General features: G+C 60.4%; 15 protein-coding genes. 5 read left to right on the top strand and 10 right to left on the bottom strand.

Features of this window, described 5'->3' with window-relative positions:
- Window positions 1–116 precede the first annotated feature (116 nt).
- The 8 genes from hflX to dusB all read right to left on the bottom strand — a co-directional run bounded on the left by hflX (window position 117) and on the right by dusB (window position 10,873).
- Complete coding sequence (gene hflX, locus I3J13_RS01520) at window positions 117–1,553, bottom strand: GTPase HflX (protein WP_196377790.1); 1,437 nt, start codon at window positions 1,551–1,553, stop codon at window positions 117–119.
- A 92-nt stretch (window positions 1,554–1,645) separates the two neighbouring features.
- Window positions 1,646–1,888 (bottom strand): RNA chaperone Hfq, encoded by a 243-nt coding sequence (gene hfq, locus I3J13_RS01515; protein WP_003496145.1) that lies wholly within the window; start codon window positions 1,886–1,888, stop codon window positions 1,646–1,648.
- Window positions 1,889–2,072: 184 nt separating this feature from the next.
- Entirely contained in the window at window positions 2,073–3,449 is a 1,377-nt protein-coding gene (gene trkA, locus I3J13_RS01510) for a Trk system potassium transporter TrkA (RefSeq protein ID WP_196377789.1), read from the bottom strand.
- Between the two features lie 48 nt (window positions 3,450–3,497).
- A complete protein-coding gene (ntrX, locus tag I3J13_RS01505; RefSeq protein WP_003521348.1) occupies window positions 3,498–4,862 on the bottom strand; it encodes a nitrogen assimilation response regulator NtrX in 1,365 nt (454 codons plus the stop codon).
- A complete protein-coding gene (locus I3J13_RS01500; protein WP_196377788.1) occupies window positions 4,852–7,113 on the bottom strand; it encodes a sensor histidine kinase NtrY-like in 2,262 nt (753 codons plus the stop codon). Before I3J13_RS01500 ends, ntrX begins: the two co-directional genes overlap by 11 nt.
- A gap of 150 nt (window positions 7,114–7,263) precedes the next feature.
- Window positions 7,264–8,715 (bottom strand): nitrogen regulation protein NR(I), encoded by a 1,452-nt coding sequence (gene ntrC / locus I3J13_RS01495; protein WP_003521350.1) that lies wholly within the window; start codon window positions 8,713–8,715, stop codon window positions 7,264–7,266.
- Entirely contained in the window at window positions 8,712–9,860 is a 1,149-nt protein-coding gene (locus I3J13_RS01490; RefSeq protein WP_127756073.1) for a two-component system sensor histidine kinase NtrB, read from the bottom strand. The genes ntrC and I3J13_RS01490 overlap by 4 nt, the downstream gene beginning before the upstream one ends.
- Window positions 9,857–10,873, bottom strand: coding sequence for a tRNA dihydrouridine synthase DusB (dusB, locus tag I3J13_RS01485; RefSeq protein ID WP_196377787.1), 1,017 nt, complete (start codon window positions 10,871–10,873; stop codon window positions 9,857–9,859). The genes I3J13_RS01490 and dusB overlap by 4 nt, the downstream gene beginning before the upstream one ends.
- Before the next feature lie 276 nt (window positions 10,874–11,149).
- Between dusB and I3J13_RS01480 the strand changes: the two genes are divergently transcribed.
- On the top strand, window positions 11,150–12,337 hold the full coding sequence (locus I3J13_RS01480; protein WP_196377786.1) for a bifunctional 2-C-methyl-D-erythritol 4-phosphate cytidylyltransferase/2-C-methyl-D-erythritol 2,4-cyclodiphosphate synthase: 1,188 nt from the start codon (window positions 11,150–11,152) through the stop codon (window positions 12,335–12,337).
- Window positions 12,334–12,843, top strand: a complete 510-nt coding sequence (locus tag I3J13_RS01475) for a CinA family protein (protein ID WP_196377785.1) — start codon at window positions 12,334–12,336, stop codon at window positions 12,841–12,843. Before I3J13_RS01480 ends, I3J13_RS01475 begins: the two co-directional genes overlap by 4 nt.
- Here the strand turns inward: I3J13_RS01475 and I3J13_RS01470 are convergent.
- Entirely contained in the window at window positions 12,825–13,280 is a 456-nt protein-coding gene (locus tag I3J13_RS01470) for a type II toxin-antitoxin system RatA family toxin (protein ID WP_196377784.1), read from the bottom strand. The genes I3J13_RS01475 and I3J13_RS01470 overlap by 19 nt on opposite strands.
- 9 nt (window positions 13,281–13,289) lie before the next feature.
- The gene (locus I3J13_RS01465; RefSeq protein WP_196377783.1) at window positions 13,290–13,859 is read right to left on the bottom strand and encodes a P-loop NTPase family protein; all 570 of its coding nucleotides are present in this window, start codon (window positions 13,857–13,859) and stop codon (window positions 13,290–13,292) included.
- Between the two features lie 239 nt (window positions 13,860–14,098).
- Between I3J13_RS01465 and I3J13_RS01460 the strand changes: the two genes are divergently transcribed.
- The 3 genes from I3J13_RS01460 to I3J13_RS01450 all read left to right on the top strand — a co-directional run bounded on the left by I3J13_RS01460 (window position 14,099) and on the right by I3J13_RS01450 (window position 16,160).
- Window positions 14,099–14,275 (top strand): hypothetical protein, encoded by a 177-nt coding sequence (locus I3J13_RS01460; protein ID WP_003496171.1) that lies wholly within the window; start codon window positions 14,099–14,101, stop codon window positions 14,273–14,275.
- Between the two features lie 127 nt (window positions 14,276–14,402).
- A complete protein-coding gene (locus I3J13_RS01455; RefSeq protein WP_196377782.1) occupies window positions 14,403–15,137 on the top strand; it encodes a helix-turn-helix transcriptional regulator in 735 nt (244 codons plus the stop codon).
- Window positions 15,138–15,230: 93 nt separating this feature from the next.
- The gene (locus tag I3J13_RS01450) at window positions 15,231–16,160 is read left to right on the top strand and encodes a DMT family transporter (RefSeq protein ID WP_196377781.1); all 930 of its coding nucleotides are present in this window, start codon (window positions 15,231–15,233) and stop codon (window positions 16,158–16,160) included.
- Window positions 16,161–16,236 lie beyond the last annotated feature (76 nt).

Here is a 16,236-nt window from a genome sequence, read left to right as displayed (position 1 = left end):
CAGCGCGATAAAGTCTTTGATCGCAAAAGGCTCTTCTCACGGCGCAGACGCGCCGTGGCTGGATTCCGGCTCAAGGCCGGTATGACGGAGAGAGTTTGGGACAATGCAAGGAGCGCTCAGCGCTCCCAGTCCTCGCGTTCGCGGACAGTCACTTTACCAAGCTTCCGTTCCAGTTCGGCCGCTTGCGCTTCCGAAAGGCGCACATCGAGCGCGACCGATCCGTCCTCATGGTCTTCGCGACCGTCGACGATGGAATTATTGTAAATCCAGGAGATGAGCGGCAATTGCTCGACGGACAGAAGCACCGTCGTTTCCGTCAGAACACCGGAAAGACGCTTTGAAATTTCGTCCATCAGGGCATCGACGCCCTCGCCCGTGATGGCCGAAACGGCGCGGATATCCGAACGACCCTCGGCGCGCTGCATGATGGCGTCATGCGCTTCCGGCTCGAGACGGTCGACCTTGTTCCAGACCTCGATGATGCGCTTTTCCGCTTCCTTCTCGTCAATGCCGAGGTCACCGAGAATACGCAACACATCCGCAGACTGAGCGGCATTGTCCGGATCGGACATATCGCGCACATGCAGAACGAGATCGGCTTCCAGCACCTCTTCCAGAGTGGCGCGGAAAGCGGCGACCAGATGCGTCGGAAGGTCGGAAATGAAACCGACCGTATCGGACAGGATGACGGTGCGGCCATGCGGCAACTTCATACGGCGCAAGGTCGGGTCCAGCGTGGCGAACAGCATATCCTCCGCCAGAACGCCGGCGCCGGTGATGCGGTTGAACAGCGTGGATTTGCCGGCATTGGTGTAACCGACCAGCGCGACGATCGGATGCGGCACCTTGCGGCGCTTCGCGCGGTGAAGCTGGCGCGTGCGCACCACCTGCTCCAGTTCGCGCTCCAGCTTCACGATGCGTTCCTGCAAAAGCCGGCGGTCGGCTTCGATCTGGGTTTCACCCGGACCGCCCATGAAGCCCGCACCGCCGCGCTGGCGTTCAAGGTGGGTCCAGCTTCGGACGAGGCGGCCCTTCTGGTAGTTCAAATGCGCAAGATCGACCTGCAGCGTGCCTTCCTTGGTGGAGGCGCGGCGGCCGAAAATCTCAAGGATCAGACCGGTGCGGTCGATGACCTTGCAATTCCACTGCTTTTCGAGATTGCGCTGTTGCACCGGGGTCAGCGGATGATCGACGATCACCAGGCCGGAATCGGTCTCGTCGAGAAGATGACCGATTTCCTCGATCTTGCCGGTTCCGAACAGCGTGGCGGGGCGCGGCTGGTTCACCGAAACGATGAGACCCTGCGTCACTTCCAGATCGATGGCGAGCGCCAGTCCCTTTGCTTCCTCAAGCTTGGCTTCGACCGAACGGCCGGGGGCAGCCGGGCCGGCAGCCGCATCGCGCGTTTCGCGCTGCTTTAGGACCGGCACGAGGACAACCGCACGCATGTCGTCGCGGCGCTTTTCCTGCTCCGGAATAATCGATTCGTTCGAGGTGTCGCGCGTTGAAATGGGTTCAGCCTTGTCCAGAAAGAGGATTGCGGCCGACCGCATCCGCGCGGGCGGCCATGGGGATTAACCTGACGGCACGGGAAATGTTCCCGGTCCGGGTCAGTCTATGTCGAATATCCGTCGAGGGAGCCCGATCAGGCAGCGCCTTCTTCGCTTTCGAACATCTGCATCGGCTGGCCGGGCATGATGGTGGAGATCGCATGCTTGTAGACAAGCTGCGAATGACCGTCACGGCGCAGAAGCACGCAGAAATTGTCGAAGGAAGTGACAACGCCCGTCAGCTTGACGCCGTTGATCAGGAAAATCGTGAGCGAAATCTTTTGCTTACGAACGGTATTGAGGAAGAGATCCTGAAGGTTTTGAGAACGTTCCGCCATGGCGCCGCTTCTTTCTTTTTTGCCGGCAGGGATACCGGAAAATAATCAATCAATAATAAGCCGGCCGAGTCTTGTCCCCCGCTTGGCCGACCTCAAACTCTGGTATCAAATCGTGTTCCGTTCCGCAACGGTCAAAACAGCCGAATGAGTACGAGTATTGACCCACATTTTCAATTCGGGACAGTCAAAAATATTGTATCGAAACACGGAAAAGTTGTTCCACGTCGCGCACCGCATCGGCGGATGCGAACAGCACGACCCGGTCCTTCGCCTTGATTTTCGTGCTGCCATCCGGGCGGATCACCACGCCGTCGCGATAGATCGCCCCGATGCGCACACCCTCCGGCATATCGATGTCGCGGAAGGACTGGCCGACCAGCGGCGACGTCTCCAGCGCTTCCGCCTCGATCACCTCCGCCGAGCCGCGCTGGACGGCATAGACTGAGCGGATGCGTCCCTTGCGAACGTGCTGAAGCACGCGGGAGATCGTCACGGCCCGCGGGTTGATATAGGCATCGAGCCCCAGAGAGCGGGCGACGTCGTGGAACGACGTACTGTTCAAAAGCGCCAGATTCGATTTGCAGCCGAGCTGCTTGGCAATCACCGCCGCCAGAATATTGGTCTGATCGTTATTGGTGAGCGTCACCATCAGATCGGCATCCTGAATATCGGCCTGCATCAGGATTTTCTGGTCGAGCGCCGAGCCGTGCATGACGATGGTGTGGCTTAACTGTTCGGATGCGGCAACCGCCCTGTCGCGGTCCGCCTCGATGATCTTCACCCGCGTTTTCGGCTGCATTTCCTCGATCTTGCGGGCGACGAAGTGGCCGATATTGCCGGCGCCGGCAATCACGATGCGCTGCGCTTCCTGCTCCTCATGGCCGAAAAGGCTTAGGGTGCGACGGGCGTGCTGGCGCTGGCAGATGACATAGGCAAGGTCGCCCACCCGCAACTGTTCCGAAGAATGCGCTACCTTGAGGATACCATCCCGATACACGCCCACCACCGTGGCGATGAGGTCTGGAAAGAGGCTGGAAAGCTGCTGCAGCGGCGTGTTGATGACCGGGCAATCCTCCATGCATTCGATCGCCAGCATGTAGATCGTGTCGTCGGCGAAACGCACCACATCCGTTGCGCCCGGAAAGGCGATGCGCCGGAGCACCATCTTGCCGACTTCGACTTCCGGCGAAATCGTCACGTCGATGGACATGTTCTCGCGGCTGAAGAGATCGGCATATTCCGGCTTCAGATAGCTCTGGTCGCGGATGCGGGCGATCTTGGTCGGCACGCTGAACAGGGCATGCGCCACCTCGCAGGCGACGATGTTGATCTCGTCATGCAAGGTCACGGCGATGATCATGTCGGCCTGGTCGGCGCCGGCCTTGGCGAGCATGTCGGGATGCGCGCCATGGCCGACATAACCACGCACATCCAGCGTCTCGGTAATGGCGGTGATGAGCGGCGCGGCGGTATCGATGACCGATACTTCATTATCTTCCCGCGACAATTGTTCGGCGATGCCGTAACCCACCTGCCCTGCGCCGCAAATGATGACTTTCATGCTGTCTCTCTGACGGAATAATCGGTTACGGCGAAGCGCCTTCTTTCCTTATACGCCGAGAGATTTCAGTTTGCGATGCAGTGCAGACCGTTCCATGCCGACAAATTCCGCCGTTCGCGAAATATTGCCGCCGAAGCGGTTGATCTGCGCCATCAGATAGTCGCGCTCGAACATTTCACGGGCTTCGCGCAGCGGCAGGGTCATGATGTGCTGATCGCCCTGCGCCGAAATCTTCGGCAGCATGTCGCCAATATCCGACGGCAGCATATCGGCCGAGATTGGCGCTTCACCGCCTTCTGGACGGGCGAGAATCATCAGCCGCTCGATATTGTTGCGCAGCTGGCGGATATTGCCCGGCCAGTCATGTGTCTGGAGAACGGCCATGGCGTCGTCGCCGATCTTGCGCGGGCGGATGCCGGCCTGCTCGGAAATCTGGCGCATGAACATATCGACGAGGAAAGGAATATCCTCGCGCCGTTCGGAAAGCGCTGGCACCTTCACCGGCACGACAGCGAGGCGATGATAGAGATCTTCACGGAACTGGCCTTCGGCAATCAGGCTTTCGAGGTGATGGGCGGTCGAGGAAATGATGCGCACATCCACCTTCACCCGCTTGCCGCCGCCGACGCGCTCGAACTGCTGATCGACCAGCACGCGCAGGATCTTGTTCTGCGTCTCGCGCGGCATTTCGCCGACTTCATCGAGATAAAGCACGCCGCGATGGGCTTCTTCCAGAGCGCCGACCTTGCGCGGCTGCCCAGGCAGGCCTTCCGTGCCGAAAAGCGCGATTTCCATGCGGTCGGGTGTGATCGTCGCGGCATTGAGCGCCACGAAGGGTCCGCTCGCACGCGAGGACTTCTTGTGCACCATGCGCGCCACAAGTTCCTTACCGGAGCCGGAGGGGCCGAGGATCATGATGCGGCTGTTGGTGGGAGCAACCCGGTCGATGGTCTGACGAAGCTGCGACACCGCAAGCGACGCACCGACGAGTTCAACCGCGTCACCGGTACGCTTCTTGAGTTCCTGAACCTCGCGCTTCAGCTTGGAGTTTTCCAGCGCCCGCTCAGCGATCAGAATGAGGCGGTCGGCCTTGAACGGCTTCTCGATGAAATCGAAGGCGCCGCGCTTGATGGCGTTGACGGCGGTTTCGATATTGCCGTGACCGGAAATCATGACCACCGGGATTTCGGGATGGCGGCTCTTGATCTCATCCAGCAGCGCCAGACCGTCGAGCTTCGAACCCTGCATCCAGATGTCGAGAAAGATGAGACGCGGCACGCGCTCCGAAATGGCGGCCAGCGCGCTGTCGCTGTCGAACGCCATGCGGGTCTCGTGGCCCTCGTCGGAAAGAATGCCCGCTACGATTTCGCGAATGTCCGCCTCGTCATCCACGACCAGAATATCAGACGCCATATGCTGCTTCCTTGTTATTTTCGCCGCCGACCGCCTCGATATAGGGCAGCAGCACTCTGATCATGGCGCCGTGGCCGTGATCGAACTCCGGCGGGGCATCGTGGAGTTCCAGATACCCGCCATGCTCTTCGATGATTTTCTTGACGATGGCGAGGCCGAGGCCCGTGCCCTTGTCCCGCATTGTCATATAGGGTTCGAGAATGCGGTGACGGTTCTCGACGGGAAGGCCGCGGCCATTGTCGATGATGTCAGCCACGAAACGCGAATTGGCCTCGTCGAAAGCGGCGCGCACCAGAATCTTACCCGGCCGCTTTTCGCCTTCCACCGCCTCGATGGCTTCCGTCGCATTCTTGATGAGATTGCCGAAGGCCTGACCCAGCATGCGGGCATCGAACATGCCCTCCAGCGGGATATCACCCAGTTCCGTCGTGAACTTCGTGTCGGCGGCGCTGATCTCGCGCAGGAATGCCGCATCCTTCAGGATCGCCCGCAGGTCCGACTTTTCCTTCGTCGGCTTCGGCATGCGCGCAAAAGCGGAGAATTCATCCACCATCCGGCCGATATCGCCGACCTGCCGGACGATGGTGTCCGTACACTGGTCGAAGACGGCGCGGTCGCTCTCGTCGATCTGCTTGCCAAAACGACGCTTGATACGTTCGGCGGAAAGCTGGATCGGCGTCAACGGGTTCTTGATTTCATGCGCTATGCGACGCGCCACATCCGACCATGCGGTCGAACGCTGGGCGATGACGAGATCGGTGATGTCGTCGAGGGTGATGACGTAGCTGTCACGGCTGTCACGGGCGTCCTCACGGGTCACCTGCACATTCAACGTCCGTTCCTTGCCGCGCCGCATGATGTTGATCTGCTTGCGGAAATTGCCGCGTGACCAGGTGTTGGCCTCGTTGACGACCTGCTCGATTTCGGGCGCGATCTCCGACAGTTGCGCGCCGATAAGCTGCTCGGATGTCTGCGCCAGGAATTCCTCGCCCGACGGATTGACGATGGTGATCCTGCGGTTCTCATCGACACCGATGACGGCGGCGGTAACACCTGACAGCACGGCCTCGATGAAGCGGCGGCGGTCGTCGATATCGTCCTTGGCCTCGATGATCTGTTCCTGCTGGCTGCGCAGTTCCGAGACCATCTTGTTGAAGGTGCGCGACAGTCGCCCGACGTCGCCATCGACCGCGCGGACGGGAACCAGCACATGCATGTTGCCGGTGGCGACACTGTCTGCCGCACTGATGAGGAGACGGATCGGCCGCACGATACGGTCGGCCACCGCAATCGCCGTCCAGATGGCGGCGAGAAGCACGATCAGCGCGAAACCGAGATAAAGAATTGCAAAGGCGATCTGCAGCGGCGCGCGGCCCGCCTCCATCGCCTTGTATTCAGCGCGGTTCTCTTCCATCAGCCGCATCGCGCTCATCACCTTGGGATCGACGGCGCGCACCGTGTAAAGGAAGGTGCCGCTGATGCCTTCGAGCTTGATAATGGCGCCGACGAGGTTGGTGATACCGGGCGGTATCAGCGTCGGCTGGCCGGCGGCCGCCTTTTCAAGCGCGTCATGCGGGATGGCGGGAAGCGGTTTTTCGGTCTTGATGTCGGCCTGAGCAACGGCGTCGCCGTCCTCCTGCACCAGAAACGCGCCTAGAAGGCCGCGCCCCTTGGCCTGACGGGTCATCAGGTCGACGAAGCCGGTGCGATCCAGATAAAAAAGCGCACGGTTGCGGTCGAGGTCGGTCGCCATCGACAGGGTCTGACCCTGAAGATAACCGGCATTCTCCATCATATAGGCCTGGGCGATATTGCTCGATGAATCGACGATCGACTGCGTGCGCAGCGAAAACCAGCGGTCGAGGCCTACATTCAACGTGAGGCTGGCGAAGATGGCGACGAGCACCGCAGGCGTAATCGCCACGATGGAGAAAAGCACGACGATCCGCACGTGCAGACGCGCAGCCGCCCTGCCCTTTTTACGCGCTTTCAGCAGCCGGTTGATTTCGCGCCCGATGAGGAAGATCAGGCCGATCACGAAGATCGAATTGATGACGACGGAGGCGATGACGACGTTCGATGTCGGCGCGATTGGCGTGACGCCCAGAAGCACGAACAGGGTGAGGATGGCGCAAACGAGAGCGACGCCGGCGAGCACCAGCCCCGGCAAAGCGAAAGACATCCTGCGATCGGCAACCACCATGCCCGCTGCTTCATCGGCAACGGCGTTTTCGGCGGCGGGTTTCCGCATGCACTACTCCCAATCGCTGGCCAGCCAGCACCACATTTCTGAAGTCAGGCGAGACGCGCCTCAGACCGGCGAATCTCTTTCCTTCCTAGTGTTTTTCAAGCAACACAATGTGGCGAAAGTGCAACGACAAATGCGACCTTGTCAACATTCTCAGGTTGGGCGGGAGCTGCGATAAACGGAAACGCCAAGCTCGCGGATTTTCTTGCGCAGCGTATTGCGGTTCAGGCCGAGAAGATCGGCGGCCTTGATCTGGTTGCCGCGCGTCGCAGTCAGAGCCGCGAGAATCAGCGGATATTCGAGTTCGCGCAGAACGCGGTCGTAAAGGCCGGGCGGCGGCAGGCCATCGCCGAAACTGGCGAAATAATCCCGCATATTTTCTTCCACCGCCTGCGAAATGGTGAGCGAACCGGTGCGAACCGCCATCTTGTCGAGCGGGCTGTCGGGAACATCCGATTGCAGTTCCTGCTCGATGATCTCGCGGGTGATGACTTCCTGCGGATAAAGCGCCATCAGGCGGCGGATCAGGTTTTCCAGCTCGCGCACGTTGCCCGGCCAGGCGTAGGCCTTCATGACCTCCAGCGCCTCGCTCTCGAAACGCTTGCCTTCCAGTCCTTCCTTCTCGCCCTGCTGGATGAAATGGCGCACCAGATCGGGAATATCCTCGGCGCGGTCACGCAGCGGCGGCAGCCGCAGCGGCACGACGTTCAGGCGGTAATAAAGGTCTTCGCGGAAAAGGCCCTGATTGATCGACTGCTTCAGATCCTTGTTGGTGGCGGCGACGATGCGGACATCCGTGCGGATCGGCGTGCGGCCGCCCACTGTCGTATATTCGCCCTGCTGCAACACGCGCAGCAGGCGCGTCTGGGCATCCATCGGCATGTCGCCGATTTCATCGAGGAACAGCGTGCCGCCCTCGGCCTGCTCGAAACGGCCGGTGGAGCGGTTCTGCGCGCCGGTGAAGGCGCCCTTCTCATGGCCGAAGAGTTCGGATTCGATCAGGTCGCGCGGGATAGCTGCCATGTTGATGGCGACGAAGGGACCGTTGCGGCGCTTGCCGTAATCATGCAGCGCACGCGCCACCAGCTCCTTGCCGGTGCCGGATTCACCGGTGATCATCAGCGTCAGGTCGGTCTGCATCAGGCGGGCGAGAACGCGGTAGATTTCCTGCATCGCGGCCGAGCGGCCGACGAGCGGCATGCCGTCCTGCATGTCGTCATCGAGCTTCGCCGGCTTGCGCTTCGGCTCAGACAGGGCGCGGCCGATGATGGCGATCAGCTCCGTCAGATCGAAGGGCTTCGGCAGGTAATCGTAAGCGCCTTTTTCCGAGGCCTTGATGGCCGTCATGAAGGTGTTCTGCGCACTCATGACCAGAACAGGCAGGTCCGGGCGGGCCTTCTTGATACGCGGCAGAAGGTCAAAGGCATTTTCATCCGGCATCACGACATCGGTTACGACAAGATCGCCCTCACCCGCCGAAACCCAGCGCCAGAGCGTGGCGGCATTGGAGGTGATGCGCACGTCGTAACCGGCGCGGCTCAGCGCCTGGTTCAGCACCGTGCGGATTGCGGCATCATCATCGGCGACGAGGATCGTAGCTGTCATTGGTCATTTCCTGTCGTGTTCGGCAAAGAGCGGTCGTCGAGCGCCACTTCCGGCGAGACGGGCATCAATACGCGGAAAGTCGTGCGGTGGTTCTGGCTGTCGCATTCGACAATGCCGCCATGGGCGCCGATCAGCTTGGCGACAAGCGCCAGCCCAAGGCCCGAACCATTCGTCTTGGTGGTGATGAAAGGATCGAAAAGATGCGGCAGCAGATCGGCCGGAACGCCCGGACCGTTGTCATGCACGCAGAATTCAAGCGGCAGCGAGATGCGCTCGCGGCTGCCGGCGACCGAAAGCCGCATGCCGGGGCGATAGGCGGTGGTGAGGATGATCTCGCCGTCCGGCTGGTTGCCCACGGCTTCCGCCGCATTCTTCACCAGATTAAGAAAGACCTGCACCAGCTGATCGCGATTGGCATAAACAGGCGGCAGCGACGGGTCGTAATTCTCCGAAATCTTGATATTGCGGGCAAAGCCGGCCTTGGCGATGGCCTTCACATGATCGAGCACGGAATGGATGTTGACCGGCACGCGATCCACCGGCCGCTCGTCGGAAAACACCTCCATGCGGTCGACCAGCGAGACGATGCGGTCGGTCTCGTCGCAGATCAGTCGCGTCAGTGCCCGGTCTTCATCGGCAACCGAGGTCTCCAGCAACTGGGCAGCGCCGCGAATGCCGGACAGCGGATTCTTGATCTCATGCGCGAGCATGGAGGCAAGGCCTGTGACAGAGCGCGCCGCAGCGCGATGCGTCAGTTGCCGGTCGATCTTGTCGGCCATCGACCTTTCCTGGAAGACGACCACCACCGATCCCGGCTCGCTGACAACGGGCGCGACATAAAGATCGACCAGCTTGTCCTGACCAAGACGCGGCGAACTCAGATCGACGCGATATTCGTTGACCGGCGCGCGGCGCTCCCGCACCTGATCGATCAGTGCGAGCAACGGGCTGCCGAAGGGAATGAAGGTGGAAACGCGGTAGCGCGCGAGATGGGAGGCGCTCGCCCCGAAAAAGGCTTCGGCTTCCCAGTTGGCGAAGGCGATGAAACCTTCGGCATCCACCAGAATAACGGGGTTCTGCACCGCGTTCAGAACCGCCATGGCAAGCGGGTTTCCATCTGCCGGGCTGTGTTTGTCAGCGCTCATGCGGCCTTCCTTGCGGCGTCTTCGCCCGCATTTTCGCTAAGGGCGGAGCGCAGCAGATCCGCCACTTCCGCCGTGTCACGCGATGTCATGATTTCAGCCTTGTCAGTCGTGGCGATCTCCGGCGCGAAACGGTCGAGATACCAGCCGAGATGTTTGCGGGCATGCCGGAGACCGGCTTCCCTTCCGTAAAATTCCAGCATCATCTCGTAATGTTCGATGGCAATGGCGGGAATATCGTCGCGGTGCGGCGCTGAATGTCCGGCAAGCACCGCCGGCAGCCAGGGCTGCCCCTGCGCGCCGCGACCGACCATGACGGCATCCGCACCCGAACGGCGCAGGATTTCGCGTGCATCATCGGCCGTTTCCACATCGCCATTGGCGATCAGAGGCACGGAAATCACCTCGCGCACGGCGTGGATGGCGTCCCAATCCGCACGCCCCTCGTAAAACTGCATACGGGTGCGGCCGTGAATGGTGATGAGCTGGACGCCTGCGGCTTCGGCACGGCGGGCGATCTCCGGCGCATTGATGGTGTTTTCGTCCCAGCCGAGCCGCATCTTCAGCGTCACAGGTACGTCGACTGCATTGACCGTCGCCTCGATCAGCGAGAGTGCATGATCGGGATCGCGCATCAAAGCCGAACCGGAATAACCGCCCGTGACCTTCTTGGCTGGACAGCCCATATTGATATCGATGATTCCAGCGCCGTTATCGGCCGCGATCTTCGCCGCCTCGGCCATGAAATGCGCCTCGCGTCCAGCAAGCTGCACCATATGCGGAACCATGCCGGCATTTTTCAGCCGCGCCCAGGATTCGCCTCGGTTGGCGACGAGCTCACGGCTTGCCACCATTTCCGTGACAACAAGGCCCGCGCCGTAACGCCAGGCGAGCTGCCGGAACGGCAGATCCGTCACGCCCGACATGGGCGCCAGCACGGCACGATTACGGATCGTGACTGAGCCGATGCTGAACGGTTCTGACAACTCCGGAAGATGCAATTGATGATCTTTCATGCAGAAGGGTTATTTGCATTATTTTTAGACAGTGTTTGTGCAGTTGCCAAGCACTTTTAGAGGGTTGCACCTTTTATTTGCTGGGCGACTGCCTGCCTGTTTTGCTGTCGGCAGCAATTTGTGCAGGTTCGAACACGCAATGGTGGCTGATCCTGCGGCATGCAGGGGCGAATGCGCGTCTTATCGGGCTGGCCATCCGGGTTTTGAAACGCTAGAGCAGGACTGTCAACCGCTAAGGGTTGCGCACAAAGCATAAGACCAATGCAGGAAAGTACTATGAAACTCGGCATCGTCATCGTCGCCGCCGGACGCGGAGAAAGAGCGGGCTCCCCCGAGGAAGGGCCGAAACAATATCGCCCTATCGGAGGCAGGGCCGTGATCGAGCATACATTGTCGACCTTCCTCGATTGGGACCAGGCCTCCCCCATCGTGATCGTCAGTCATGCCGACGATGCAGCACTGCTGTCGCCGATCCTCCAGCGGCTTGATACCGGCAAGCGGATCGTTACCGTCACGGGCGGCGCGACACGCCAGCAATCGGTGCTTGCCGGACTGGAAGCGCTCTCTTCGGAAGAGCTGACGCATGTGATGATCCATGATGCCGTGCGGCCTTTCGTTCCCGTGGACATGCTGGAACGGATCGTCGCCCTGCACCGGGCCGGCGCCAGCGGCGTCCTGCCTGCCCTGCCCGTCACTGACACGCTGAAGCGCGGCTCGGATGGTCGCGTCGTAGAGACGGTTTCCCGGCAGGGGCTTTATGCCGCGCAGACACCGCAGAGTTTCGGCTATGGCGATATTCTCGCCGCGCACCGCGCCGCTGCCGCCTCCGGAAAGTCCGATTTTACCGATGATGCTTCGATCGCCGAATGGGCGGGACTGACGGTGAAGCTGACCGAGGGTTCGGTCGACAATGTAAAACTCACTCTCAAGCGGGATATCGCCATGGCCGATGAAAAGCTCTCCCACGGATTGCCGGACGTGCGCACCGGCAATGGTTACGACGTGCACCAGCTGGAGGCCGGCGACGGTGTGACGCTGTGCGGCGTCTTCATCGAACACGACCAGAAACTCAAAGGTCATTCGGATGCGGATGTAGCCTTGCATGCGCTGACGGATGCGCTGCTCGCCACCTGCGGTGCTGGCGATATCGGCGATCACTTCCCGCCTTCCGATCCGCAATGGAAGGGAGCGGCCTCGCGCATCTTCCTCGAACATGCGGCCAAAGTAGTGCGCGACAATGGCGGCACGATCATGAATGCCGATGTCTCGCTGATTGCGGAAGCACCGCGCATCGGCCCGCACCGGCAGGCCATGCGCGAAGCACTGTCGGACATGCTGGGCATCGCGCTGGAGCGCTGCTCGGTAAAGGCGACGACCAATGAGACCATCGGTTTCGTCGGCCGCCGGGAAGGCATCGCTGCAATCGCCACCGCTACCGTCGTCTACAGGGGCAGACCTTTATGAGCCTTTTTCCCGCCGACATAGAAGAGCTGGCGCGACAGATCATTGCCGATTTCACCGCGCATGGCTTCATGGTCTCGACCGCGGAAAGCTGCACTGGCGGCCTGATCGCCGGTGCCCTGACGGAGATTGCCGGCTCCTCCGCTGTCGTCGACCGTGGTTTTGTCACCTATACCAATGAAGCCAAGATGGACATGCTGGGGGTTAGCGTCGAAACGCTGGCGAATTTCGGCGCGGTATCCCGGCAGACGGCGTTGCAGATGGCGCATGGCGCCCTCTTCCGTTCCCGCGCGGATTTCGCCGTGGCGGTAACTGGCATCGCCGGTCCGGGTGGCGGTTCCCCCGACAAGCCGGTGGGGCTGGTGCATCTGGCCGCCAGGGCGTGCAGCGGTAAAATCCTGCATCGGGAAATGCGTTATGGCGAGATCGGCCGCACCGAAATCCGGCTTGCGACGGTGAGGACCGCGCTTGAGATGCTGATAGCCCTCAATCAGGCCGGGTCCGTATAAATTTTATCCGCACGCGTTTCGAAGGCTTCCGCGAACATGCGGAAGGCCCGGTCGAACATCGACCCCATGACCGCGCCGAGCAGACGGTTCTTGAATTCGTAATCGATGAAGAAATGAATGGCTGAGCCGCCCTCGTCCGAGGCCTCGAAACGCCAGCGATTGTCGAGATATTTGAACGGTCCGTCGATATATTTCACGTCGATGGCGCGCTCGACCGGGTTCAGCAGCACCTGCGTGGTGAAGGTTTCGCGAATGGCCTTGTAGCCCACCGTCATATCCGCCACCAGCAGCACCTTGCCATCGCGCTCCTTGCGCGAGCGGATGGTGAGCGCCTCGCAAAGGGGCAGAAACTGCGGATATTTCTCCACATCGGCGACGAGGTCGTACATGCGGTCGGGCGAGTGTTTGACGTGGCGATGCGTTTCGAACTGTGGCATGAGCGGCAGTTAATCCTCGATACGCAGAAGATCAAGAAGGCGGCGAAACTGTTTTCGGCTTTTCAGCTGGAATACCGGCACATCAGGACCATAAAGCGCGAAATTCTGCTCGAAGATCGGCGTATGGCGCCGCTCGAAATTCCAGATATAGCGCAGGAATTCGATGTCTATTCTTTCGGGGCAACCCTCCGCCATTTCCGGGCGGGCCTTGCCATAACCCTTGATCACCCGGCTGACGGCGCCCCACAGGCAGAGCCAGCGCGGCATGCGCACCCACAAAACGATGTGGGATCGCGGCAGCCGTATATCGAAAGACGACGGATTGCTGCCGTCCATGAGCCAGCGCTCCTCGGTAATGATGGTGGCTATCCTCTCTCGCTGCTCGTCGCGCGGACGCGCCTGCCAGCCGGGCAGCCAGAAAACATCTCGATCCATGGAGATGTAGCGAAGTCCGAAATTGCGCGCGAGCTTCTGCGAAAGCGTCGACTTGCCGCCGCCGGAACAGCCCACGACCATGATTCGCTGCGCCCCGGCGATGATCGCAGCAGCATCTTCCACCCTGTGAAGATAGTTTGGCATTTCAGAAACCTCATCTGACTGCTGGATTTTTCTGCCATCGCCCCGCAGCGATATCTTCGCCGCGCATGACAGTTACGGAAAATTGACTATTGTAACCCCGTCGCAGGGATTGCTATTTATTTGCGACTAATATTACACCCATTGGATGCAACGGCGCTGGAAGCTCCCGATTTCACCCAGCGTATTCATCCTTGGGTTCAGACCCGACATATAACCGCTTTGAGCCACTGAGTGAGCCGATGGACGATTTTTCCAACATCATCAACCTTCTCGAATCCGCCAAGCAACTCGCATCGATGAACGGCATGCCGGTGCTTGCCTATCTGATCGACGTCGCGAAATGCGAGGCGAGAGAGAACAAGCCGGTTCTGCGCAAACGCAAACGCGGCGAATCGACCGCCAAGGAAGACTGTTAATTGCCGGCGCGCAGAGCCGACCGATAAAGCCGACTGGCCCAATCTTCAAGACGATGTCATAATCAAACAATGAACTGGCCGCTTTTTCGAGGCGGCCATTTCTTTGCACAATGGAAACGACAGCGTCATGACAGCCGCATCCGCCGATATCAGAACCTACAGGGAAGAAAGACCGAAGGAACGGCATGGCTTCGTTCAGATCGTTCTTCCGGTCTCCGGGCGTCTTCTGATCGATGTGGCCGGACGGCAGGACGAATTGTCGACCGGACGCGGCGTGTTCATCCATCGCGATGCGCCGCATACGCAGGAAGCGACGGCAAGAAACCACTCGCTGGTGGTCGATATCGATGAAGGCGCCCTTCCCGAGCAAACGCTCGAGAAATTCGCCCATTCGCCGTTTCTCGACATAGCGCAGGATACGCGGCAATTGATCGCCTATATGCGCGGCGTCATCGGAACAGAGGGACGACGCGACGATATTGCCGGCCTGTGGGCACCGCTCCTGGTCGACAGCCTTGCCAATGAGAAAGCCGACATTCGCCAACGCCTGCACAGGCTCGTTGCACTTATCAGGGCGGAACCGTTCTTCCCCTGGACCATCGAGATGCTCGCCTCCTGCGTGACGATCAGCGACAGCCGCCTACATGCGCTGTTTCTCGAGGAATTCGGCCTCCCGCCTCACCGCTGGCTGGCCAGGCTGCGCATGGACAAGGTCTGCGCATTGCTCAGCAATTCCACCCTGCCGATTGCCGAGATCGCCTTGCGGGCCGGTTTTTCCGACCAGACTGCACTGACGCGCGCCATGCGCAATGCAGTGGGTGAAACGCCCGCAGCCTACCGTCGGACCTACGGGATTCATTAAAACCGCCAGCATATCCGTCAGGAGTTTTTGTCAAGACAGCCGCAAAGGGCTGTGGCACATCGCAGGCAAATGTGAATGCGGATGTGACATGACATGAACAGAACAGGTCTCGGTGTTTTTTACGGCATGCTGGCGGGTGCGCTCTGGGGTGGGATTTTTCTCGCCCCGAAACTTGTGCCGGATTTTTCGGCCCTGCAACTGTCGACGGCGCGTTATCTCACCTATGGGCTGATTTCCCTCATCATCATCGGGCCGCGCCTGAAACGCGTGTCGGCCCATTTTGGCGCGCGGGAGTGGATAGCGCTCGGCTGGCTGAGCATGATCGGCAACATCGCCTACTACGTCTTCATATCGACCGCAGTGAAATTGAGCGGTGTCGCCTTCACCTCGATCATCATCGGCTTCCTGCCCGTCGCCGTCACCATCATCGGCAGCCGTGATCACGGCGCGGTGTCGCTGAAGCGGCTGTGGCCGTCGCTGGCCTTCGGCGCGATGGGGATTATCGGCATTTCCTGGCAGTCGCTGACGGAAAACGATGCGGGACTCGATGTCTCGCGCGTCATCGGGCTGGCCTGTGCGCTCGGTGCGCTGGCGTCATGGACAGCCTTTGCGGTTGGCAATGCCCGGTGGCTCTCCCGCCTTCACGATGTCAGCGCCGATGACTGGAACATGATGACCGGCGTGGTGACCGGTGGGCTTGCGCTCGCGCTCGCCATCCCGGCCTTTGGCTTTGGCGGCGAAAGCCATAATTCGGGCGACTGGCTGCATTTTGTGGCTGTTGCAGCCGGGCTGGGTTTCACCGCTTCCATTCTCGGCAATGCCTTATGGAACCGCATGAGCCGCCTTCTGCCGCTCACCATGGTCGGGCAGATGATCCTGTTCGAAACGCTGTTTGCGCTGCTTTACGGTTTTCTATGGGAAGGGCGCGGCCCGACACTGATTGAGGTCGTGGCAATATGTTCGGTGGTGCTGAGCGTCGTACTGTGCATGCGGGCGCATCGGCCGGAGAGAATCACGGCATGATTGGATTGAGGGGCGTTACTGGCGGCTGAACCATTTCACAAGCCTCGCCTCCCACTCCCCGTCATCCTCGGGCCTG

Origin of the sequence: Agrobacterium leguminum (assembly GCF_015704895.1) — a bacterium.
Taxonomy (GTDB): domain Bacteria; phylum Pseudomonadota; class Alphaproteobacteria; order Rhizobiales; family Rhizobiaceae; genus Agrobacterium; species Agrobacterium leguminum.
Note: the sequence above shows the minus strand (reverse complement) of the source record. Positions and strands in the feature narration are given on the sequence as shown.